The organism is Aeromonas sp. FDAARGOS 1416 (genome assembly GCF_019048085.1).
Taxonomy (GTDB): Bacteria; Pseudomonadota; Gammaproteobacteria; order Enterobacterales; family Aeromonadaceae; genus Aeromonas; species Aeromonas veronii.
This window is the reverse complement of record NZ_CP077301.1, coordinates 892,320-915,617: the sequence shown is the minus strand read 5'-3', so window position 1 is coordinate 915,617 and position 23,298 is coordinate 892,320. Positions and strand designations below refer to the sequence as shown.

General features: G+C 60.8%; 15 protein-coding genes. 5 read left to right on the top strand and 10 right to left on the bottom strand.

What is annotated here, in order from left to right; genetic code table 11:
- Window positions 1-22 precede the first annotated feature (22 nt).
- The 3 genes from I6L46_RS04105 to I6L46_RS04095 form a co-directional block, all read right to left on the bottom strand.
- Window positions 23-4,906 carry an alpha-2-macroglobulin gene (locus tag I6L46_RS04105; RefSeq protein WP_254203124.1) on the bottom strand — a complete coding sequence of 1,628 codons (4,884 nt, stop codon included), beginning with the start codon at window positions 4,904-4,906 and terminating at the stop codon, window positions 23-25.
- A gap of 165 nt (window positions 4,907-5,071) precedes the next feature.
- Complete coding sequence (locus I6L46_RS04100; RefSeq protein WP_216977454.1) at window positions 5,072-5,731, bottom strand: DedA family protein; 660 nt, start codon at window positions 5,729-5,731, stop codon at window positions 5,072-5,074.
- A gap of 215 nt (window positions 5,732-5,946) precedes the next feature.
- The gene (locus I6L46_RS04095) at window positions 5,947-7,635 is read right to left on the bottom strand and encodes an FAD-dependent oxidoreductase (RefSeq protein WP_005344666.1); all 1,689 of its coding nucleotides are present in this window, start codon (window positions 7,633-7,635) and stop codon (window positions 5,947-5,949) included.
- A 135-nt stretch (window positions 7,636-7,770) separates the two neighbouring features.
- Between I6L46_RS04095 and I6L46_RS04090 the strand changes: the two genes are divergently transcribed.
- The 3 genes from I6L46_RS04090 to I6L46_RS04080 all read left to right on the top strand — a co-directional run bounded on the left by I6L46_RS04090 (window position 7,771) and on the right by I6L46_RS04080 (window position 12,299).
- Window positions 7,771-10,707 (top strand): EAL domain-containing protein, encoded by a 2,937-nt coding sequence (locus I6L46_RS04090; RefSeq protein ID WP_216977453.1) that lies wholly within the window; start codon window positions 7,771-7,773, stop codon window positions 10,705-10,707.
- A gap of 65 nt (window positions 10,708-10,772) precedes the next feature.
- Window positions 10,773-11,570, top strand: a complete 798-nt coding sequence (gene pflA / locus I6L46_RS04085; RefSeq protein WP_139400558.1) for a pyruvate formate lyase 1-activating protein — start codon at window positions 10,773-10,775, stop codon at window positions 11,568-11,570.
- 87 nt (window positions 11,571-11,657) lie between these two features.
- Window positions 11,658-12,299 (top strand): energy-coupling factor ABC transporter permease, encoded by a 642-nt coding sequence (locus I6L46_RS04080; protein WP_005361550.1) that lies wholly within the window; start codon window positions 11,658-11,660, stop codon window positions 12,297-12,299.
- Between the two features lie 84 nt (window positions 12,300-12,383).
- Here the strand turns inward: I6L46_RS04080 and I6L46_RS04075 are convergent, their stop codons facing one another.
- Window positions 12,384-13,676: an NAD(P)/FAD-dependent oxidoreductase gene (locus tag I6L46_RS04075; protein WP_021230998.1), complete on the bottom strand. Its 1,293-nt coding sequence runs from the start codon at window positions 13,674-13,676 to the stop codon at window positions 12,384-12,386.
- Window positions 13,677-13,750: 74 nt separating this feature from the next.
- On the bottom strand, window positions 13,751-14,290 hold the full coding sequence (gene ycfP, locus I6L46_RS04070; protein WP_005334000.1) for an alpha/beta hydrolase YcfP: 540 nt from the start codon (window positions 14,288-14,290) through the stop codon (window positions 13,751-13,753).
- 505 nt (window positions 14,291-14,795) lie between these two features.
- On the opposite strand from ycfP, the gene I6L46_RS04065 reads away from it, so the two are divergent.
- Window positions 14,796-16,202: a nucleobase:cation symporter-2 family protein gene (locus I6L46_RS04065; protein WP_204478948.1), complete on the top strand. Its 1,407-nt coding sequence runs from the start codon at window positions 14,796-14,798 to the stop codon at window positions 16,200-16,202.
- A 63-nt stretch (window positions 16,203-16,265) separates the two neighbouring features.
- On the opposite strand, the gene I6L46_RS04060 is transcribed toward I6L46_RS04065, so the two are convergent.
- The 3 genes from I6L46_RS04060 to I6L46_RS20760 all read right to left on the bottom strand — a co-directional run bounded on the left by I6L46_RS04060 (window position 16,266) and on the right by I6L46_RS20760 (window position 19,247).
- On the bottom strand, window positions 16,266-18,062 hold the full coding sequence (locus I6L46_RS04060) for a M3 family oligoendopeptidase (RefSeq protein ID WP_216977452.1): 1,797 nt from the start codon (window positions 18,060-18,062) through the stop codon (window positions 16,266-16,268).
- Between the two features lie 123 nt (window positions 18,063-18,185).
- A complete protein-coding gene (locus tag I6L46_RS04055) occupies window positions 18,186-19,106 on the bottom strand; it encodes a DUF808 domain-containing protein (RefSeq protein WP_019445488.1) in 921 nt (306 codons plus the stop codon).
- Window positions 19,107-19,118: 12 nt separating this feature from the next.
- Window positions 19,119-19,247 (bottom strand): hypothetical protein, encoded by a 129-nt coding sequence (locus I6L46_RS20760; RefSeq protein WP_302054297.1) that lies wholly within the window; start codon window positions 19,245-19,247, stop codon window positions 19,119-19,121.
- Window positions 19,248-19,498: 251 nt separating this feature from the next.
- On the opposite strand from I6L46_RS20760, the gene I6L46_RS04050 reads away from it, so the two are divergent.
- Window positions 19,499-20,101, top strand: coding sequence for a DUF924 family protein (locus tag I6L46_RS04050; protein ID WP_216977451.1), 603 nt, complete (start codon window positions 19,499-19,501; stop codon window positions 20,099-20,101).
- Between the two features lie 63 nt (window positions 20,102-20,164).
- Here the strand turns inward: I6L46_RS04050 and I6L46_RS04045 are convergent, their stop codons facing one another.
- Window positions 20,165-21,784, bottom strand: coding sequence for a methyl-accepting chemotaxis protein (locus tag I6L46_RS04045; RefSeq protein WP_216977450.1), 1,620 nt, complete (start codon window positions 21,782-21,784; stop codon window positions 20,165-20,167).
- A 104-nt stretch (window positions 21,785-21,888) separates the two neighbouring features.
- Complete coding sequence (locus I6L46_RS04040; RefSeq protein ID WP_201941453.1) at window positions 21,889-23,148, bottom strand: dicarboxylate/amino acid:cation symporter; 1,260 nt, start codon at window positions 23,146-23,148, stop codon at window positions 21,889-21,891.
- Between the last annotated feature and the right edge of the window lie 150 nt (window positions 23,149-23,298).

Sequence of the window (23,298 nt, the reverse complement as noted above, 5' to 3'; positions counted from 1 at the left end):
AACCCGCTCAAGGGAAGGAATGTTACTCAGAGATGATCACCTCATGGATATCCTCACCCACGGCACGCAGCTCGGGGCGGTACATATCCTCCACCTGGGTCGGCGGCACCTGATAGCGACCCGGCGTCACCGCCCGCATCAGGTAGACCAGCTGCTGGTTGCTCCCCTCGCTCAGATCCAGCGCCGCCGTATAGCGATCGTCGCGAAACTCCTGATGCTTGAGATAGTCGTTCCATTCGCTCTGCCACGCCGGTTTCCCCTCGATGGAGAGCTCTTCGAGCTTGATGCTGTGGCCAAGGGCTGGGTTCTCCAGCTCGAAGCCAGCGGGCACCATCTCCACCAGCAGGGCATCGGGCACGGCCGACTCGCTGCTGACGTTGAGCCGCACCACCACCAGCTCGCCCACCTTCACCTTGGCGGGATCAAACGGCTGACCGTCGCTATTGAACCAGCTACGGGTCACGCTTATCCCCTGACTCAACCGGGTAGGAGCCTGCTCGGGATAGCCGATGAGGGTGCGCTGCACATAGAGGGAGCCCTTGCCCTCGTTGGTGACGGTGCTCGCCGCCAGCGCCTCGGGGGCGCCCTGCTGCAACGGAGCCGAACCGCTCAGGGATCCACTGCCAAGAGAGGAAGTCACCCTGGCCTGCCAGTCGGCGGCCGGATCGAAGCGGGCGAGTCGCAGCAGGGCGAGCCGCTCCTGAGTGCTGAGCCACTGACGATGAGCCAGGGTATCGGCCACCTTGGCACTGAGGGCCGGCCAGCGCTCCGCAGCCAGCTTGTGCTGGCGCAGCAAGGAGAGCTCAAGGGCTTCATCGCGCAGCGGCGAGCCGTAATCCCCCAGATAGTCGTCCCCGCGCTCGGTCGCCAATGCCCGGCTGAGGGCCTTGGCGGCATTCTGCTCATCCCCCATGGCCGAGAGCGCCAGCGAGAGGTGGAGCAGCGGCAAACCGGAGCGGGCGTGATCGGCCTGCTGCTCCCAGATAAGACGCAGGGTAGCGAGCGGCGCCTTGCCCACCCGGGCCAGCACATAGGCGCTGTAGGCCTGATAGGCCAGCCGGCTGTGCTCGGGGGCACTGCTCCAGCGCTCACCATACTGACTGTCGGTGAGATAGCTTTGCAGCCGGTTCAAAGCCTGATTGAGCATCGCCTCCGGCACGGCATCGGCCACTTCTTTGCGCGCCAGCAGATAGTCGGCGGCATAGGCGGTGAGCCACTGCTCCTCGTCGGAGCGACCATCCCACAGGCCAAAACCGCCGCTTGGCAGTTGCAACCGCTGCAGCCGTTGCAGCAGGGCGCGTTGCACGTCCGCCTCACTCGCCGCTTTCTTGCCCGCTGCGGGTTTGCGCCAGACGGCCCGCTCATCGGCCGTAGTCAGCAAGTAAGGCCAGGCACGGGACAAGGTCTGCTCCAGACAGGCATAGGGGTAGTCGGCCAGCGCCTGCCACTGGCCTGCCGGATCCCAGGGCGGCGTGCCGGAGAGGCTGAGCAGCCCCTGCAGGTTGGCGCGATCCAGCCCTGCCAGCTCAGCTGGCGCAAAGCTCATCTGCTGGCCGGGGGCCAGCATCTGGTAACGCTGGCGAGTCTCGGCAGGCCAGGGGGAGCGCAGCGGAAGAGTCCAGTCGCGGCTGATAGCAAAATCCTTGCCGCTGGCCGCCAACTGCAGGCTTGCCACGCCGCTTGCCCCGGTCACGGTGAGCGGCAGGGTCAGCCACTGCTCTTCGCCGTTTTTAAGGGCAAGGGTGCCGGGCAGCTCGCCGTTTGCCTTGAGCCCACCGTTGAGGGTCCAGACAAGGGAGAGGGTCTGATCTTCGCCGCTCATGTTGCGCAACTGCACCAATGCCCGGGTCTCATCCCCTCTGGCACCAAAGCGCGGCCAGCCGATCTCGGCCACCAAGGGCGACACTACCTTGACGGTGCGCTCGGCCTCCCCGACTTGCTGTTCGTTCCAGGCCAGCGCCATCAGTGCCAACTCGCCGTTGAAGTTGGGTAGATCGAGCGGGATCACCGTCTTGCCGCTCTCATCAAAACTCACCTCGCCGCTCCAGAGCGCAGCGATCTCGACCCGGCTCTCCAGCGCGCCGCCCTTTTTCAGCGGCGCCCGATCGCCGCCGTAGTTGAGGCGGGCCAGCTTGCCATCCTGCGGCGGGATCACTTGCCCGTAGTTGTCGAACAAATCTTGGGCGAAGCGCTTGCGACCAAAGAAGATCTCGAACGGGTCGAGAGGCTGGTAGTCGCTGATATTGAGCACGCCCCGATCCACCGCCGCCAGCACCACGCGCCCCTGACTGTTGGGGGTAGAGGTGGCGGTCACTTCCAGCCGGGTAAGCGGCACCGCTTTATCCGGTGCGCTCAGGGTAAGCAGCAGACGACGCGCTTCCCGATCCAGGGTGAGCGGCACCAGCCCGACCGAGCGCAGGCTCTGCCCCTGCTGCTTGCCGACTGGTTTGGAGGCGCTGTCTGGCGCGGCGATCTGGGCCGAGATATGCAAGTCATGGCGCTGCCACTCGGGACTGACCGGGATCTCGAACTCGCCGCGGGCATCCTTGGCATCGCCAGCGGCGCCCTTGAGCTCGATACGCTGCCACCAGCGCAGGCCGTCGCCATCTTCCACCAGCAACAACCCCTTGCCGGGGCGCGGGGCCACCAGCGTCACTTTGGCCTTGTCGCCCGCCTGATAGGCGCGCTTGTCGAGGGTGATGGCAATCTTGTCAGGCCGCGCCTGCTCGCCACCGCCGCCCCAGGCGTAACTGCCGATCTCCACCCGCAGGCTGGATTGATGGCCCTGACTGTTCTCCACCTCCAACCGATACCAGCCCGCCGCCAGTTGCAGCGTGAACGGAGTCGGCCCCTTGCCATCCAGCTGCAGGGTCTGCTCCTGCTCCAGATAAGGCTGGCTGTTGAACTCGTACTTCCACCCCTCGCCATCGGCGTAGTGCCAGTAGTAGTCGCGGTACTCGTTGATAAGGCGCACCTTCACCGCCCCTGCCACCGGTTGGCCTTGCTCATCGAGGTTGAGGATCTGGAAGGAGAGCGGCTTGCCCCCTTCCACCCGATCCGCCACGAAGTCGGCCTTGAGTGCCGGCCACTGGCTGTCTGCGGGCCAGCCATACTGGGTACGGCTGCGATTGACAGCGCGGCCACCGGGCTCGGCGAGCGACACCCGATAGGCCACCTCCAGCGGCCCGAGGGCACGTACCCCATCGAGCTCATCAGCTAACGAAAAAGTCCCCTGCCCCTGCGCATCGAGGGTGAGATTGAGAGGCTCGAGATCCTTGGCCTGCTCGGCGAGCAGCACGTCACCCAGCGTGAACTCCTGCCACTGGGTAAAGGGCATGGTGGCGCGGCTGATCTTCACCTCCGCCTTCGCCTTGGTGGCACTGGCCGGCGCGCCGTAGAGATAGTCCCCCTGCAGTGGCAGCGTCAGGGCGGCGTCCAGACTCGTGACTTCCCCATCCGGCACCTTGCCAAGCTGCAGTTTCAAGCGCTCTGGCAGAAACTCCTCCACCAAAAAGGGCCACTCGAAACGGCTGCCAGCGGCGGTCTTGAGGTTGATGGTCCAGCGCCCCAGCGGCGCATCATCCGGCAAACGCAGGCCGTAGTGGGCCGCGCCAAGATTGTCCGGTAGCAGCCGCTTTTGTTCGAGCAGCTGACCATCCGGCTGTTTCACCTCCAGCTCCACTGCCATACCGGGCAGCAGCTGGCCATCCTGCCCCTTGAGCAGGATCTCGCTGTCGAGCCGCTCGCCGGGGCGATAAAGGTCGCGCCCGCTAAAGAGATACAACTGCTGGGCCTGCCAAGGCTGGGTGCCGAGATCGAAGGTGGAGAGATCGAGCGCCGCCCCATCGAGGCGCAGCACCGCCAGATGGTTGCCCTGTTCGGCCAGCAGCAGGCGAGCCCCCTGCACCTGATCGAAGCGACGATGGCCCTGGGGATCGGTGGTTTGCACCTGCAGCCGGTTGCCCTTCTCGTCGAGCAGGGAGAGCTGCACATCCTTGAGCGGGTCGGCGCTGGCCAGGGAGCTCACGAACACCTCCAGCTGATCGCGGTAACGGCGGGCACTGAGCCCCATGTCGCTCACCGCAAAATAGGTGGTCTCCTTGCGCCAGTCGTAATTGCCAAGGGGCGACATCACCGCAAAGTAGACACCGGCCTCGGCCAGCTGCGGCTCCTTCACATTGATGAGGCGGGTCTCGCGCCGGTTGGCATCGAGTTCCAGCGCATAGCGGCCGCTGAACACCCGCTTGGCCCGCTTGGTGATCTGTTCAAGCTCCCAGTTGCCCATGCCGGCACCGGGGCGATACTCAGCCAGAAAACGGGGCAGATATTCCGCATCGACCCGAAAGAAGTCGATATTGACCTCATCCACGTTGACCGCGCTGATGGGCAGGCGCAGCTCGTCGCGCAGCGGCAATACCATGCCGCTGGCGGTAAACGAAGCCCCCGCCTCCAGCGGCCGGGTTTTGAGGGTCCAGCTCTGGGGGGATGGGCCCAGCCCCGCCTTGAGGCTCACCTCATAGCTTTTATCGGGCTGCACGTTCGGGAAATAGAGGGTGCGACCATCGTCGGCGAGGATCCACTCCCCCTGCACCTGCTTGCCCCCTTCATTGACCGAGAGCCAGCTCTGCCAATTGGCCTTGGGCGCCAAGGAGCCGGAAAAGACCAGCGCCAGCGCTGGCGCATCGCGGTATTGGCGGGCATTGGCCTGCACTACAGAAGTTGGCGCCCCGGCCTCCTGCTGGGCTGTGGATTCTGTGTTCGATATTTGGCTGGTGGGCTTGTCAGGGCCGCAGCCAGACAGCAAACCGACCACCCCGCAAAGCAGCAGGGTTGACCAGCGGCGGCGCAGAGCGCCGGTTTCAGCGGTAGAGCGGTGAGAAGCAGAGGGAGAGTCGAAGAGGCGCATAAGTTCCATCCCGAGTTGGAGCGCTGCAAACGCAGCGTGGCTGGAAACAGGATAAGGCATCCTGCTCACCCGACACAAAGCTCATTACCCGAATGGGCACAATTGAGCGCCCCTGCAGCACGAGAACCCCCTTGCCCACTGATCCAGTGCGGCAAGGGTTGTCATCTAGTCGTGGCTGGTCTCGTTTTTTGCTCCGCCTTTGAACCAGCGAAACAGGATGGCCATGACGGCCGCCAGAAACAACACCAGTGAAGTAATCAGCAGGGCCCGGGTCAACAGTTCGCTGTGGTGGAGGAAGAAGGGGGTATTCATCGCCAGCTTGCCCACCAAACTGAGGCAGAGCGCCCACATAAAGGCACTGGCAAAGCTGGCCACGCACATCCGCAGCACGCTCAGGCGGCCAATCCCCATCAACATGGGGGTCAGCACCCGCACGAACGGGATAAAACGGGAGGAGAACATCGCCAGAAAACCGTACTTTTTCAGCAGCCGGGTCGCCTTGGGCAGGCTGTCGGGAGGCAACATCCGCTCGATATGATCCATAAAGCGGGTACGCTGCAGGGCCCGTCCCTGCCAATAGGCGAGCACAGAACCTATGCCAGCAGCCAACGGCAGATAAATAAGTGTTACTTCAGGGCCAAACACCCCCATGCCAACCAACCCACCGGCCAGCAGTACCAGGCTGTCCCCCGGCAGGGGCAGGAAGACGAATGCGGACTCCAGCAGCAGTACCAGCATCAGGCAACCGATCAGCAGGGGTACCGCCTGCATCTGAACCAGGGCGTCAAAATCCTGATGCCAAATGGCCATCAGCATATCCAGCATGTCACTCTCCCTACTACACGGTTCATCATGAACGAGGCAGGGGTTATAGCACCCATCCCCTGAACAAAACGTTAATTTTGTCCGGCACAGGAAATAAAGTGTGTCGAAATATTGCAGCAACGAGGGGAATGCAAGAAGGGCGAAAAGCAGAAACAAAAAGCCCCTCATCTTGCACGCACAAGGGAGAGGGGCAAACAGGCACAGAAATAAAACGGTTACTCGGCGGTAGCCATCTGCCAGGTTTTGAAGCCGCCGGAGAGATTCTTCACTTTAAAGCCGTGCTGGCTAAGCAGGCGGCAGGCCACATGGCCGCGCAGCCCGACCTGACAGCTGATCAGCAGCTCTTTCTCTTTGGGCAACTCATGGAGGCGACCACGCAACTCGTCGAGGGGGATATGCAGTGCCCCCGGAATGCGGCCCAGCTTGTCGAGCTCCGGGCCATTGCGCACATCCACCACCAGCTGATGGGGGTTACGAGCCTGCACCTCGGCCACGTGGCAGAGCAGGGTGTCCCCCTTCAGGTGGTTGCTTGCCACGAAGCCAGCCATATTGATCACATCCTTGGCCGAGCCGAACGGCGGCGCATAGGTGAGCTCCAGATCCTGCAGGTCAAACACGGTGAGACCGGCGCGCTGGGCCACCGCCAGCACATCGATGCGCTTGTCGATGCCATCCTTGCCGATGGCCTGGGCGCCATAAATCTTGCCATCCGGGGCAAACAGCAGCTTGAGGCTGACCGGATGTGCGCCCGGGTAGTAACCGGCGTGGCTGCCCGGATGGACATAAACCTTCTCGAACGGCAATCCCAGTTGCACCAGTCGCTTCTCGTTGAGGCCGGTGCTGGCCACCGCCAGATCGAACAGCTTGCAGATGGCGGTCCCTTGCGTCTTCTTGTAGGTTTCGCTTCGGCCCAGCATATTGTCGGCGGCGATGCGCCCCTGCCGGTTGGCGGGGCCCGCCAGCGGGATCAGCACAGATTCGCCGGTGACGAAGTCAATCTCTTCAACCGCATCCCCCACCGCGTAGATGAAGGGATCCGAGGTACGCATCCCGGCATCGACCTTGATGCCGCCCCGTGGGCCCAGCTCCAGCCCCGCCTTGGCGGCGAGCAGGGTTTCCGGCTTGACGCCGATGGCGAGGATCAAGAGACCGGTATCAAGATGGGAACCGTCATTGAGGGTCAGGCGCAGGCCACCGCTTTTGGCGGTCGGTACGGCAGAGGTCTTCTCGGCAGGCAGATCCAGACTCTCGATGGCGGTGAGGCCGGTGCGCAGGCGCAGATCGATCCCCTCTTCCCGGATGCGGGCATGGAGCATGTTGGCCATCTCCTTGTCCACCGGTGCCATCACCTGATCGGCCAGCTCCAGCAGGGTGACATCCAGCTTGCGCTGGTGCAGCGCCTCCATCATCTCCAGCCCGATAAAGCCGCCGCCCACCACAGTGACGTGGCGCGGCTGATCGTGGTGCAGGGCCGCCAGAATGCGATCCATGTCCGGGATGTTGCGCAGGGTATACACATGGGGGCTGTCGATACCGGGGAAGGGAGGACGGATCGGCGCCGCCCCCGGGCTCAGCAGCAGCACATCGTAATGCTCGCGCTGCTCTTCACCGGTTTGCAGGTTGCGCACCAGCAAGGTCTTGCCCGCCTTGTCTATCTCAATCACATCGTGGAAGACCCGCACATCGACGTTGAAACGGCGCTTGAAGCTCTGGGGAGTCTGCAGCAGCAAGGCATCCCGGTCGGGGATATCGCCCCCGATGTGATAGGGCAGACCGCAGTTGGCGAAGCTGACAAACTCGCCCCGCTCGAACATCACGATCTCTGCCTCTTCACTCAAACGACGAGCACGAGCCGCCGCCGATGCGCCCCCCGCGACACCACCGATAATCAGGATCCGTTTCATCTGCAAGACTCCTCATACATGATAATGGGCAATAAATTAGACTTTTCTAATTTAGAATTCAATGAAATTTTGTTTCACACCATTTTGCAGTATTCTTGCAACCCCGACGGTTGCTTAACAGGATGTTGTTTGTTCATGTCGTCTACCGCACTCAGTCATCTTCCTCCTGCCCTCCAGACGCCGCTCTTTTTCCGTCTGGATCTGCGCAGTCAACGGCTGGTCGCCCTGACCGACGTGATGCAAACCCCACTCTACTGGCTCGATGAGCCGCGCGCCCCCTGGCCTGCCCAGCTACCCGATGCCCTGCGCCTGCCCATCGAACAACTGCTGGCCAACGGCCATGGCGGCAAGATCACCGTGCGCTTTGCCAGCCAACTCTGGCACATCGCCCTCGCTCACGAGCAGGATGGCTTCTGGCTCATCTGTCTGCAGAACCTTCGTCAGGAGCCCATCGCCGATCTGGCATTGCAACTGCCGCGCCTCAGCCAGATGGCGAGCCAGCAACAGTATGCGCCCCTGCTCGAGGCCCTTAAAGAGAGTTTGGGGGCCGATCGGCTCATCCTCTGGCACTATCAGGCCAACGGCGATCTCGGCAGCGAGCAACTCACCCCTGTGTTCACCCTGGGGGTCGAGGCGCTCTACCCCATTCGCGGTGACAGCCGCTATATCCGCGCCCTGCGTACCCGCAAATCGTTGAGCTTCTCGGAGGCAGCCCACCAGCCGATGCTGAGCAATCACCTCTATCTGACCAGTGCCGGTGTGCGCTCACGGCTCGATGGTGCCTTGCTGGAGCAGGACAAGCTGTTCGGGGTGCTGAGTCTGGAGTATCTCGATCCCACCCCGCTTAGCGAGGAGATGTTGCAGCTGGTGCGCAGCAGCGCCCAACTGCTCGGCCACTGGCAACCGCAACCGGAAGAGCACCGCGCCGAGCTGGCCCTCCCGCCCGAGCTGCACCAGCAGACCGGCATCGACTACTGCAAGACGCTGGTAAGCTGGGCCATGAGCGCCAGCGGTGCCCGGGTGGGCTGGATCGGCGAGTTCCAGCCCCGCGGTCAGGATCTCTGGATCATCCCCCGCTGCGTCATCAACGAGGAGATCTGCTCCACCCTCAAGCCCATCCAGCTCGACCCCGGCCCCGCTCAGGAGCTGTTCCAGCACGGTCAGGCCATCTATGTGGAAGATCTGCCCGTGCGCTATCCCAAGGCGACCCGGCTGCTCGCCCTCAATGCCAGCGCCTATATCGGCATCCCGCTGCACAACGCGGGTGGCACCCCGACCGGCCAGCTCACCTTGCTGCTCGACGAGACGCTGAGTGACCCGGAACCGCTGCTGGATCTCTTGCGCAGCCAGCACGAGCGGGCCGCCATAGAGCTCAAGCGCCTCGCCACCGACGATGCCCTGCGACTGGCCGAGGTAGCCTTCAATACCCACGATGGGCTGATCGTGATGGATCACAACGGCATCATCCTCAAGGTCAACCACTCCTTCAGCCGGATCACCGGATTTGGCGAGGTAGAGGTGATCGGTCACTCCATTCGCAAGCTGCGTCCCACCTACTACGGGGATCATCTCAAGGAGGATGTCAGCCGCACCGTCAACGAGCAGGAGTTCTGGCTTGGGGAAGAGCGCTGCCTGCACAAGGATGGTCACCTCTTTCCGGTGCGCTTGATGGTGAACGGCGTCAAGGATGAGCAGGGGGAGCTCAGCCACTTTATCTGCAGCTTCTACGACATCACCCAGGAAAAAGAGGCGGCCAGACATATCGAGCAGCTCGCCTACTACGACGATCTCTGCGGTCTGCACAATCGGCGCAGCCTCAACCATATTTTGCAGCAGACCCTGAGCGCCTCCAACGGCCAGTGGGGTGCCCTGCTGCTGGTGGATCTCGACAACTTCAAGTCGATCAATGACTCCCTCGGTCACGCCTGCGGCGATCTGCTGCTGCAAGCCGTGGTGCAGCGTTTCAGGGAGCTGCCCCAGGACAATCTGGTGCAGGCGCGCATCTCGGGGGATGAGTTTGCCCTGCTCTTTACCCAGCTGGGACAAGGGGAAGTCACCGCCAAAATTCTGGCAGAGCACTTCGCCCGCGAGCTGATGGGGCTGTTTCGCACCCCGTTTGACATCGGCGATCACAAACTGCACTGCAGCGCCTCGGTGGGGATCAGCCTCTTCTCCGGCAACGAGACGGATCATCTGGTCCTGATGCAACAGGCCGACACCGCGACCCACATGGCAAAGCGCGCCGGTCAGGGCCACTACGTCTTTTTTACCGAGGCGATGGCCCAGCATGAGAAGAACCGGCTGACCCTCACCAATGAGCTGCGCGATGCCCTGCGTCACCACGAGCTGCAACTCCACTATCAACCGCAATACCGGGTCGACAATGGCTCACTGTCGGGTATCGAGGCGCTGCTGCGCTGGCAGCGCAGCGACGGCACCATGGTGCCGCCCGGGGAGTTTATCCCCATCGCCGAAGAGACCAGCCTGATCCTCGAGATCGGCTACTGGGTGATGAAGACCGCCTGCGCCCAATACAGCTTCTGGCTCAACCGTGGCCTGCAGATCCCCCATCTGTCGGTCAACGTCAGTGCCCGCCAGTTCCACACCCAGGGCTTCGTACAACAGGTGGAGTACATCTTGCGCGATACCGGTGTGCCCCCCTCCCGCCTGCTGCTGGAGGTGACCGAATCTGTAGTATTGGAGAATCGGCAGGAGAGTATTGCCAGAATGCGCCAGCTCAAGGAGCTCGGCATCCTCATCTCCATCGATGACTTCGGCACAGGCTACTCGTCGCTGGCCTATCTGCGGGATCTGCCCGCCGATGAGGTGAAGCTGGACAGAAGCTTCATTCAGACCCTGGTACACAGCGAACAGGACAGAGCCATCGTCAAGGCGATACTCGATCTGGCCCAGGTCTTTCGTTTTACCGTCACCGCCGAAGGGGTGGAAGAGGAGGCGCAGCTGGCCATCCTCAAAGCGCTGGGATGCCAGCATTATCAAGGGTTTCTCACCAGTCGGCCGCTCACAGTCAAAGGGCTGGAGCAGCTGCTTGGCAGCCGGGCGCCGGACTAAAGGTGTAGGATCAATAGGGGTTTATGTAATAAAATAACGGCCTGCTCGAATCGTTGGAGTTGTTTATGTCTGTCATTAATCGGATCCCTGCCGTTGAAATCAGCCAGCCAGCCGGAGCTCACGGCACCGTTGGCCGGATCCATTCCGTCGAAACCTGCGGCACTGTCGATGGCCCGGGAATACGCTTTATCGTATTCATGCAAGGTTGCCTGATGCGCTGCAAGTACTGCCACAACCGCGATACCTGGGATACCGAAGGTGGCCGCGAAGTGACCGTACCGGAGTTGATGAGTGACATCACCAGCTATCGCCACTTCATGAATGCCTCCGGCGGTGGCGTGACAGCGTCCGGCGGTGAAGCCATGCTGCAACCCGCTTTCATTACCGAACTCTTTACAGCCTGCAAAGAGAAAGGGATCCACACCTGTCTCGACACCAACGGCTTCGTCCGTCATCTCGACGAACAGGTGGACAAGCTGCTCGACCAGACCGATCTGGTACTGCTCGACATCAAACAGATCAATGACGATAAACACATTCCGCTGACCCACGTCAGCAACAGATACACCCTGGAGTTTGCCCGCTATCTGGCAGCCAAAGGCAAGACCATGTGGATCCGCTACGTGGTGGTACCGACCTGGAGCGATGACGACGAGAGCGCCGAAGGGCTGGGTCAGTTTATCGCCGAGCTGGGCGAGAGCGTGGAGAAGGTGGAGCTGCTCCCCTACCATGAGCTGGGCAAACACAAGTGGGACGTGCTGGGCGACCCGTACGAGCTGAGCGGGATCAAGCCCCCCAGCAAGGAGACCATGGAACGGGTCAAGGGCATCCTCGGCAAGTACCACAACAACGTCAAATATTGATGGTAAAAGCAGGCTGACTCGTCAGCCTGCTCTGCTATGGGCGGTTGGGAAGGCCGCCCGGACTCTACTGCATGAATGGACGACAAGATGAGTGAAGGACAACTCGCCGCCCTCCTGATCTGGCTGGTACTGCTGGCCTTCAGCCTGCGCCGCTCCCTGTGGCAGACCCTCCATGACAACCCCCTCTATCAGCACCTGCTGCTGGGCAGTGCCATCGCGCTGGTGCCGCTCTGGTATCTAAGGGCCGGTCTGCATGAAGGGCTGGAGGTCCATTTTCTCGGGCTCACCTCCCTCACCCTGCTGCTTGGCTGGCGGCTGGCACTGCTCGCCCCCTGCCTGACCCTGCTGGTGCTCGGTTACTTCGGTGTCACCAATCTGGCCGATTTTGGCTGGCAGGCACTGGTTGGCATCGCCCTGCCGGTGGCCACCAGTTGGCTGTTGTTTCTGGCCAGCTGGGCCTGGCTGCCGCGCCATCTCTTTGTCTATATCTTCGTGGCCGCCTTTCTCGGTGGCGCCATCACCATCTCGGTCAAGGTGGCCGCCAGCGCGTTGCTAATGGGGCTAAGTGACAGCTACCCCTGGCACACCATCACGGCAGATTACCTCTCCATCTGGCCACTGCTGCTGTTCCCCGAAGCCCTGCTCAACGGCATGGCGATGACGGTGCTGGCCATCTACCGCCCTCACTGGGTCAATACCTTCTTCGACCGCACCTATCTGGGCAAGTAGCTCTCTCTTTCCTGATCTGTGCCCATAAAAAAGGAGAGGCGATCGCCTCTCCTTTTGGTATTCCGAATTCTGTCAAACCTTGGCTTAGTGCAGCTTCAGGGTCGGGCGCAGTACCCGGTTGATGCGACCCACCAGCATGATGAGGCCGGTCTTGACGTAGCCGTGCAGGGCGATCTGGTGCATCCGGTAGAGAGAGATGTAAACCAGACGGGCGATGTAACCTTCCACCATCATGGAGCCGCGCATCAGGTTGCCCATCAGGCTGCCCACGGTGGAGAAGCGGCTGAGGGAGACCAGCGAACCGTGGTCGTGGTAGAGGTAGGGCTTCATCTCGCCGCCGTTCATCTTGGCCAGAATGTTCTTGAACGCCTGGCTGGCCATCTGGTGGGCAGACTGGGCGCGCGGCGGCACGAACTTGCCATCCGGCTGCGGGCAGGCGGCGCAGTCACCGATAACGAAGATGTTCTCGTCACGGGTAGTCTGCAGGGTCTCTTTCACCACCAGCTGGTTGATGCGGTTGGTCTCAAGGCCCGCGATATCCTTCATGAAGTCAGGTGCCTTGATACCGGCCGCCCACACCATCAGGTCAGCTTCAATCAGCTCGCCATCCTTGGTGTGCAGACCTTCGGCAGTCGCTTCGGTGATCATGGTGGCGGTACGCACGTCCACACCCAGCTTGACCAACTCCTGATGGGCGGCGCCGCTGATGCGCTCCGGCAGAGCCGGCAGAATGCGCGGGCCCGCTTCCACCAGGGTCACCTTCAGGCTGTCGGTGGTGAGGTTCTTGAAGCCGTAGGCGTAGAGCTGCTCGACCGCGTTGTAGAGCTCGGCAGAGAGCTCGACGCCGGTGGCGCCGCCGCCGACGATGGCAATCTTCACCTTGTCGCCCGGCTTATATTCGGTGGCGAACTGCAGGAAGCGGTTCATCATGCTGTTGTGGAAGCGATGCGCCTGGGAGGGGCTATCGAGGAAAATACAGTTATCCTTGATGCCCTTGGTGTTGAAGTCGTTGGAGACAGAACCGATGGCCATCACCAGATAGTCGTAGGGCAGCTCGCGCTCGTTGACCACGATGTCGCCATTGTCGTCGTGGATCGGGGCCAGCACGATGCGTTTATCGTCACGCTTGATGTCGGTCAGGGTGCCGAGCTGGAAGTCGAAACCGTGGTTCTTGGCGTGAGACTGGTAGCTCAGGGCATCGATGCCCGCGTCCATGGAGCCGGTGGCCACTTCGTGCAGCAGGGGTTTCCACAGGTGGGTGCGGTTGCGATCGACCAGAGTGATCTTGGCCTTGTTCTTCTTGCCAAGCTTGCGACCCAGACTGGTGGCTAGCTCCAGGCCACCGGCGCCGCCGCCTACAACGACAATATTCATCATGATGATTTTCCTCGGTTCCTCAAAACGAAAGGGAGCCATTGGCTCCCTAAAACGAAATCGGTCGACGTGATGGATTAGGCTTCTTTGAAGGCCTTCATCCGCTGCAGATGATGCGAGATATTTTTGAACTTATGAGTCTCGCGCTCATCCCACACGATGTCGTAATAGTTCTTCAATTCACGTTCAGTGTCCCGATTATCGCGCACTTCATCCTGAACGGAAAGGATACACAGGCAGTTTCCTGAATTTTTCTTACGAAATTCAGTTACACACTTGGTACCGATATCGTCATATTCTTCCGGCCGGTCGATCTTGCCCTGCATGTTCTCTTCCGGATGGAGGTTGGGGTTGAAGATCACCTGGCGAATGCCGCACAGAAAGCCGATCCGCTCGCTCCAGTAGCCACCAAGACCCACGCCGCAGATCAGCGGTTTGGGATCGGTACTCATATCGAGCTGTTTTTTCACTTCCTTGAGCAGATGGCTCATATCATGACGGGGGTGAACCGTGCTGTAGTGCACGAAACGCACATCATCATCAATAAACTGCAACTGCAGCACTTTCTCGTGATTGCCTGGGCTGGTGGCATCAAAGCCATGCAGATAGATGATCATGGATAAGACCTCAGGATCTGTGTCGGTTTTATCGAAACTACCCCAGCGGCGGCCCCGTGCGCCACCAAAACATCCAACTTTCTTGCTTTGGATCACGCCCCCGCCCCCGATTACGCCCAGCAGCCCGCGAGCGCAGTCACATGCTGAGGGGCGCATTGCGAGCAACGTTATGGTGCCCGGCTATCAAAGTGAGATCGCCAGACCAATAATGATAAACCCCTTACCAATCTGAGATGCCCTCACCTCCTTCCCCTGCCAGCAGCCGGACACTTATCTGGCCGGTATGTGACTCATCCCGCAAAAACAAGGCGTTATCGCCAAACGTTTTCTCTCGTGAGCGGCGTTGTGCATGTTTTGTGCACTGACCCGTGCTGCACCGGATCCCTCTCACTACTGCCGAGGGATCTGGCACCTCTGTCAATACACGAGATCAATGACCGGGAAAGCTGCGGCTTTCACTATCTTGCCTGTAGCAGTTGCGCGGGCTTCAAGGAGTGATCTGTTCATGAGCGAGACCAATCCCCCCTCCCCCCGACCGGGTGCGCGCAAGCGCCCGGTGGATGAAGTGGAGCGCATGCTCCCCATGGGCCAACTCTTTACCCTGGGCCTGCAACATGTGCTGGTGATGTACGCCGGCGCCGTGGCGGTGCCGCTGGTGATTGGCGGCAGTCTGGGGCTGCCCAAGGATCAAATCTCCTACCTCATCAGTTCGGATCTCTTCTGCTGCGGCATCGTCACCCTGCTGCAATGTGTCGGGATTGGCCGCTTTGCCGGGATCCGGCTGCCGGTCATCATGTCGGTCACCTTTGCCGCCGTGATGCCCATGCTGGCCATCGGAGCCAACCCGGATCTGGGGCTGACGGGCATCTTCGGCGCCACCATTGCCGCCGGTATCATCTCGACCCTGCTGGTGCCGCTGATAGGTCGGCTGATGCCACTCTTCCCCACCGTAGTGACCGGGGTGGTTATCACCTCCATCGGGATCAGCATCATGCAGGTGGGGATCGACTGGATGGCGGGGGGCAAGGGTAATCCGGAATATGGCAGCCTGCGCTATATCGGCACCAGCTTTCTGGTGCTCGTCTTTATCCTGCTGGTGACCCGCTTCACCAAGGGCTTTTTCAGCAATATCTCGGTGCTGCTCGGGATCATCTTCGGTTTCGCGGTGGCCATCGCCATGGGCGAAGTAAGCCTCGATGGCCTCGGCGAGGCAGCCTGGTTTGCCCCCATAGTGCCCTTCGCCTTCGGCTGGCCCACCTTCGATCCCATCTCCATCGCCACTCTGACGGTGATCATGCTCATCACCTTTATCGAATCCATGGGGATGTTTCTGGCCCTTGGCGACATCGTCGGCCATCCGGCCAGGCGCGGTGATATCGTACGCGGGCTGCGGGTGGATGGCATCGGCACCATTATTGGTGGGATATTCAACAGCTTCCCCCACACCTCCTTCTCCCAGAATATCGGTCTGGTGAGCGTGACCGGGGTATCGAGTCGCTGGGTCTGCGTGATGTCGGGGGGGATCCTGCTCGCCTTTGGCCTCATCCCCAAGATGTCGGTGCTGGTCGCCTCCATCCCGCCCTTCGTGCTGGGGGGCGCCGGTATCGTGATGTTCGGTATGGTACTGGCCACCGGCATTCGCATCCTGGCGCGCACCGATTACAACAGCAACCGCCACAACCTCTATATCGTCGCCATCAGTCTCGGAATTGGCATGATCCCGACGGTCTCCGGGAATTTTTTCCAGCAGCTTCCGGCGCAGCTACAACCGCTTTTTCATAGCGGTATCCTGCTGGCCACCATCAGCTCGGTGCTGCTCAACCTCTTCTTCAACGGCTATCAGCCGGATCTGACTCACCAGACCCGCCCCCTGTTCGTTGGCCCCATCAAACCGCAGCAAGAGCAGGCATAACAAACAGGCCCCCGGACAGCGAGACTGTCCGGGGGCCTGTTGTTCATATCACCGCTGACCCAATCAGGCAGGCAACTGCGTGAAGCGCTCTACCGCCTGCGCTACTTGTGCCAGACTCCCCTGCCAGAAGGCGGCCTCACGGATATCCTGCCCCAGATGCTTGGCTACCAGATCTTCGGCGCTCATCCGGCCGGTATCGCGCAGCAAGGCGCGATACGCCTCGGCCACTCCCGCTTCCCCCGCCGCTTTGCGGCTCGTCAACTGCTGATAGACCCCGAGGCTGAACAGGTAACCGAACAGATAGGGGTAGTTGTAAAAACCCAGCCCCGCGATGGAGAAGTGCGCCTTGGCCGCCCAGAACATGGGGTGATAGCGGGTCAGGCTCCCCTCATACCAACGCCCCCATGCCTCGTCAGTCAGCGCCTTGAGTCGCTCTGCTGATACATAACCCTGCGCCCGCTCGGCCACCAAGGCCTGCTCGAAATCGAAGCGGGCCGGAATATTGACCAAGAAGGTGGCTGCGCCGTCGGCCTCCGCCCAGGCGATGGCCAACTGCTCTTCCGGGCTTTGCGCCTGCTCGAACAGGGCGCTGCGCACCAGGGTTTCGGCGAAGATGGAGGCGGTCTCCGCCAGCGTCATGGGGTAGCTGCGCTGACTCATCGGCAGATCGCGGATCACCCAGTTGTGCCAGGCGTGACCCAGCTCATGGGCCAGGGTAATGACGTTATCCATGGTGCCGGCATAGGTAACAAAGACCCGCGGTTCGACCGGTTCGGCAAACTTGGTGCAGTAGGCGCCTGTGCGGCGATTTGGCGTGGGCGCAGCATCAATCCACCCCTTCTCGGCCATCATGCGGGCAAATGCCCCCATCTCGGGATCGAAACGGCTAAAGGCATCGGCAATCAACTCGATCGCCTCATCAAAAGGAATGTCGCGGCTGCTGGAAGCAGGCGGCGGCGCAAAGAGATCCTCCGGCCCCAGATCGTCGAGACCAAGGCGCTCGGCCATCAGCTCCAGCGCCCGCTGGCCCAACCCACGGGCTCGCCAGGTTTCGCTCATCAGGGCATCGAGGGTGGCACGCTCGATATGGCTCTGGTGGCAGGAGAGATCCAGCGCATCGAGCACACGGGTTTTGCCGCGCTGACGGGCCAGCTCCAGCCGCCAGCCGTTGAGGGCATTGAGGATAGCGGCAACCGTCTCCTGCTCACCTTCCCAACCGGCGCTGATGGCATCGAACGCCTCAAGGCGCAGGGCACGCACCGGACTGGAGAGCAGATTGCTCGCCTCGGCCAGCCCCATCTCACGGCCATCAATGATCAAGCGGATCTTGCCCACCAGATCGTTGTAGAGGTTGCCCCAGGCGTGCAGGCCATCGGTGCCCAGGCCAATCACCAGCTGCTCCGCCTCCACCGGCAAGCGCTGATCCTGCAAACGACGCTCGTGGCGCAGGCGGTACGCCTCTTCACCGAGCAGCGGATCCGCCATCAACGCGGCGAATTCCTCTTCCGGCAACGCCAGCATCAGATCTTCCACCGGTGCGAGCGTCTTGAACAGATCGGCATTAAGGGCGCGGGCACGGGACGCCAGCTGTTTGGCCTGCGGATCCCGCGCATCCTGACTGCCGCGGCACGCGGCCAGAATGGCGACGTTCCAGCCGATATGGCGAATATCACGGGCGCGCAGCCGCACTTCCCGCAAGAAATCCAGAAGCGCAGCGTCATCGTCGCGCACCCCGTCCAGACCTGCCATATAGCTGGCCAGCTCTTCCAACGCGTGGCGGGCGGCGCGCATGTCCGCTTCCAGCTCAGGGCTGTCGAGGCCCGGGTAGATATGGTCGTTATTCCACTGTTGTTGATACATAACTTCTCGCAAAGGCCTTTATCGGGAGGCGCAACAGACCTGCGGGCAGCAAGTCCGAAACAGGGCAACCCGAGGGCCAAAAAATGAAGAGAGGAAAAAAGAGAAAATGGCCCGCAAGCTCGCTTATCCCTTGGCCGGGGCAAGACGGCTCACCAGCGTCATCACGGCAACCAGCAGCAGACCCGCTACCACACCGGCCACGGCGTTGAGCAGCGTCGGCGTCACCGCCGCCAGTACGGCCCCTACTGTGGGCAGGGTGGCGACAACAGCGGCTGCGCCTTCAATCAGGTGATGGGCAAAAGGCCAGCCATGCACCAGAATGCCGCCGCCCACCATAAACATGGCAATGGTGCCGACCAGTGCCAGCAGGTGCATCAGACGAGGAGCCGTCACCAGCAATCCCTGCCCCACCGCGCGGCGAAGGGCGCTGCCATCAGGCTTTTGCAGCAGATGCAGACCGATGTCATCGAGCTTGACGATCAGCCCCACCAACCCGTAGACCCCAATGGTCATCAGCAGGGCAATGCCCGCCACTACCGAGAGCTGCAGCGCGAGGCTTGCTCCCTGTACCGTGCCAAGGGCGATGACGATGATCTCGGCAGAGAGAATAAAATCGGTGCGGATCGCTCCCTTTACCTTCTGCTGCTCAAACGCGGCCAAATCATCGGGAATAGGAGCAGTGTGTGCCTCCCCCTCACTCGCCTCATGGGGCAGGAACTTGTGGGCCAGCTTCTCGGCCCCCTCAAAGCAGAGGTAGGCGCCTCCCAGCATCAATAGAGGCGTGATAAGCCAGGGCACCAGCGCACTTATGGCGATGGCGGCGGGCACCAGAATGAGCTTGTTGCGAAATGACCCCTTGGCCACCGCCCACACCACCGGCAGCTCCCGCTCGGCACGCACCCCGGAAACCTGCTCCGCGTTGAGGGCCAGATCATCCCCCAACACCCCGGCGGTCTTCTTCGCCGCCATCTTGGTCATCAGTGCCACGTCATCAAGCACGCTGGCGATATCGTCGAGCAGGGCCAACAAACTGGTTCCAGCCATATCAAAGATCCCTTATATCAGTGAGAAACGTCTACCCAAAAAAGTCTCGCGCTTGTTCATCACGCCCTTGGTCATCAGCGCCACGTCATCAAGCACGCTGGCGATATCGTCGAGCAGGGCCAACAAACTGGTTCCGGCCATATCAAAGATTCCTTATATCAGTGAGAACAACCCCGGGAGAGAGGTGTACGTCCCGATAACCACCAGGGTCAAGAGGACCACCTCATGGCGATCGCAGGCCATCATCGGCCGAGCCAAGAATTCGGCGCTCGCCATCGGGGGGTTACGTCTTTCGGGCAAAAGATGGCACAGTGTAACGAGAAGCCGCCGTTTCGGCAGCACCCCTGAGCCATTTGTTCCTGGTTCCCTCTGAATCACCTCAAGGAGTTCCCATGCAACCCTGGCAACCTCTGCTCGATCTCTGGTTTGGCGACGAAGCCGATGACGTCCTGCGGGCCACACGGCAAGCCCCCCTCTGGTGGGGAAAAAGCAGTGAAACGGATGCCCTGCTGGCCAGCCGCTTTGGCGAGCTGGCAGAGGCGGCAGCCAAGGGCAGCCTCGCCCACTGGGCCGATACTCCCAGCGGTCGGCTGGCGCTGATCCTGCTGCTTGACCAGCTGCCCCGCAATATCCATCGCGGCACGCCTGCGGCCTTTGCCCAGGATCCGCTGGCACGGGATCTCTGCCTGAAAGGACTATCCATCGGGGCGGACAAATCCCTCTCGCCACTGGAGCAGGTCTTCTTCTATCTGCCGCTGGAGCATGCCGAATCCCGCGAACAACAGGCCAGAAGTGTGGCGCTGTTCGAGACACTCGCTGCCGAGCAGGCTGGCACACCGGCGCAGGCGACCTTTGCCGGATTTGCCGACTTTGCCCGCCGTCATCAGGTGATCATCGAACGCTTTGGCCGTTTCCCCCACCGCAACGACATTCTGGGTCGCACCAGCACACCGGAAGAGGCGGCATTTTTGCAGCAACCGGGCTCAGGCTTCTAAGCAAGCCATATAAAAAATCCCCGCCAGCTGGCGGGGATAGCAGATGGATAACAACCGTCGGCGTTACTGAATGCGATAGCGGGATATCTGCTGGTGGATACTCTCGGTGGTGACATTAAGCTCCTCGGCTGCGGCTGAGGTCTCCTCCGCTGTGCTGCTGGTTTGCTGCACGACCTGAGCAATCTGCTCTACCTGATGAGCGATCGACTCAGCGGCCGAACTCTGCTCGCGGATGGCATTGGTGATCTCGCCCACCTGATCCATCACCCGGTGCGACGCACTGCGGATCTCGGCAATAATGGCGCCACTCTCGGTCGCCATGGTGACCCCCTGGCTCACCTTCTCCTCCACCAGATGCATGCGGGAGACCGTATTGTTCGACTCCTGCTGGATCGCCTCTACGGTGGCGGAGATCTCCTGGGTGGATTGCGCCGTCCGCTCAGCCAGTTTGCGCACCTCATCCGCCACCACCGCAAAGCCACGGCCGGACTCCCCCGCCCTCGCCGCTTCAATGGCCGCGTTCAAGGCCAGCAAATTGGTCTGTCCCGCCACATCACGGATCACGTTGACCACACCGCCAATGCGCGAAATGCCCTCACCCAGCGCAATGACCTCGGCCGAGGCCTGCCGAATGGAGTCGGCTATCTCGTTGATGGCATGAACGGTGCGCTCGATGGTCCGGCCCCCTTCGGTCGCTAGCTGCCCCGACTCGTTGGTGATGCGGCTCGTCTCCTGAGTGCGCTGGGAGATATCTGTGATGCTGACCGTCATCTCTTCGACACCGGCGGCTATCAGACTGGTGGCATCATTGGCCTGATTAGCCGAGCTGGCCAAGTGTTGCGCTGCCTGAGAGAGGGATTCGGCAGTGCTCTTGATCTGCAAGCTGCCGACGGAAAATTCGGTAAATGTCTGTTGCAGTGTATCGAGCAGCCGGTTGACCGCATTGAGGGTCAGGCCAATCTCATCCAGCTGTTTCACGTCTGCTCTGAGGGTAAAGTTGAGGTCACGCTGGATCCGGGTCAGGGTATCCATGGCGGTGCGAAGGGGATTGGCCACCTGATTGAACAACCAGACAAACAGCCCCATCGTCAGTACGGTGGCACCACCGGCGATAAACAACAGGGTTTGCAGGCTGTTGTCGTAGTTCTCCTGGCCCTGCTTCTTGAGCGCCAGTCCCAAATCCATATTGAAGTTGACGTGAAGCTCGATTGCCTTGGCAAACTGCTGGAACAGTCTGGAGGCTTCTCCTGCCAGCATGTCTCGCGCTTCATCGTTTTTGTTTTGGTGGGAGAGCTGCAGAACCTTGTCTATCTCCTGATAATATTGCGCAATAATGCGTTGATCATCGTCGGTCAGGCGTCGGTCTTCGTCATTGGAGAGCATCTCTGCTTTATATTTCTCCAGTTGCGAATTGATCTGTTTGCGATGCTCGGCAATATCGGCTTCTATCTGCTGCATCTTGTCATTGTCGGTGTTGAGGATATGGCTTTGAACCCGGGAGTGCAGCTCATAAAATGCAGCCTGCACCTCCTTGATCAGCGCAATACTGGGCACCGTATTGTCCGTCACATAGCTCAAATCACGGTTGCCTGCCCCAAGGCGATTGATACTGAACCAACTGAGAAAAATGAGCGTCAGCATCACCAACAGCGCTATCAGTTGCAGTCGACGAGCAATATTCATAACCGTACACTCCAGATGGAAACTATCTAGCAGTGTAGACGAGCCATAAACAACAACGGCCCGCATTGGCGGGCCGTTGTTGTTTATTTTTCATGGCGTTGCGATCAGGCTTTGGCTGGCTCACTCTCGCCCAGCGCGACGGTTTCACCCAGACTGTCTTCGGTCTTGGCGACCACGCTGGCGGCGATGGCGTTGCCCAGCACGTTGGTGGCTGAGCGGCCCATGTCGAGGAAGTGGTCGATCCCCAGCAGCAGCAGGATGCCCGCTTCCGGAATATGGAACTGGTTCAGGGTGGCGGCAATCACAACCAGAGAGGCGCGCGGTACCCCGGCCATCCCCTTGGAAGTGACCATCAACAGCAGCAGCATGGTGATCTGCTGGGCCATGGAGAGCTCGATACCATACGCCTGGGCGATGAACATCACCGCGAAGGTGCAGTACATCATGGAGCCGTCGAGGTTAAAGGAGTAACCCATCGGCAGCACGAAGCTGGCGATGCGCTTGTCACAACCGAACTTCTCCAGACGATCCAGGGTCTTCGGATAGGCCGCTTCGGAGCTGGCGGTCGAGAAGGCGAGCAGGATGGGTTCGCGGATCATCGCCAGCAGCTTGATGACACGGCCACGCAGGAAGACGCTGCCCATGGCGATCAGCAGCAGCCAGAGGCAGACCAGCGCGATATAGAACTGAGCCATAAAACTGCCGTAGGTAACCAGAATACCCAGCCCCTCTTTGGCTACCATGGCGGCGATGGCGCCAAACACCGCGAACGGCGCAAAGTTCATCACATAACCGGTCACTTTCAGCATGATCTCGGCAGCGCTGGCCATCAGCACCACTACCGGCTTGGCCAGATCGCCGAGCGCGGCGGCAGCCAGACCGAAGAAGAGGGAGAAGACCACGATCTGCAGGATCTCGTTGGTGGCCATCGCCTCGACCACGCTCTTGGGAATGGCGTGGGTCACAAAATCTTTCAGGGTAATGGCACCGGCAGCAATGCCCGAGCTGGCGGTGTCATTGGGCAGGGAGAGCGAGAGACCCACACCCGGCTGCATCAAGGTCACCATCACCAGACCCAGACTCAGGGACATCAGGGAGGCCAGCATGAACCAGCCGAGGGTCTTGGCACCGATACGACCCACGGTGCGGGTGTCGCCCATCTTGGCGATACCGACCACCAGGGTGGTGAAGACAAGGGGAGCGATGATCATCTTGATCAGGCGCAGGAAGATATCGGTCAGGATCGTGATGTTATTGGCAAAATCCGCAGCCTGATCTGCGGCAAACATCCGATAGCCCTGGCCGGTGAGGATGCCAAACATCATGGAGATGAGGATGGCGACCGTCAGTTTATTCATTTTCATGGGGGAGTCCCGGTTTTGATTGGTGCAAGCCGTAAACAGTGGCGTGGGAGCCACTACAGTCCGTTTTTGTGATCCGAGCCGTTGATTCCTGGCGGCTGGTATGCTGGGAGAATGCCTAAAAGCAGGAGGTAAATCTAGAGGCTTTATCCA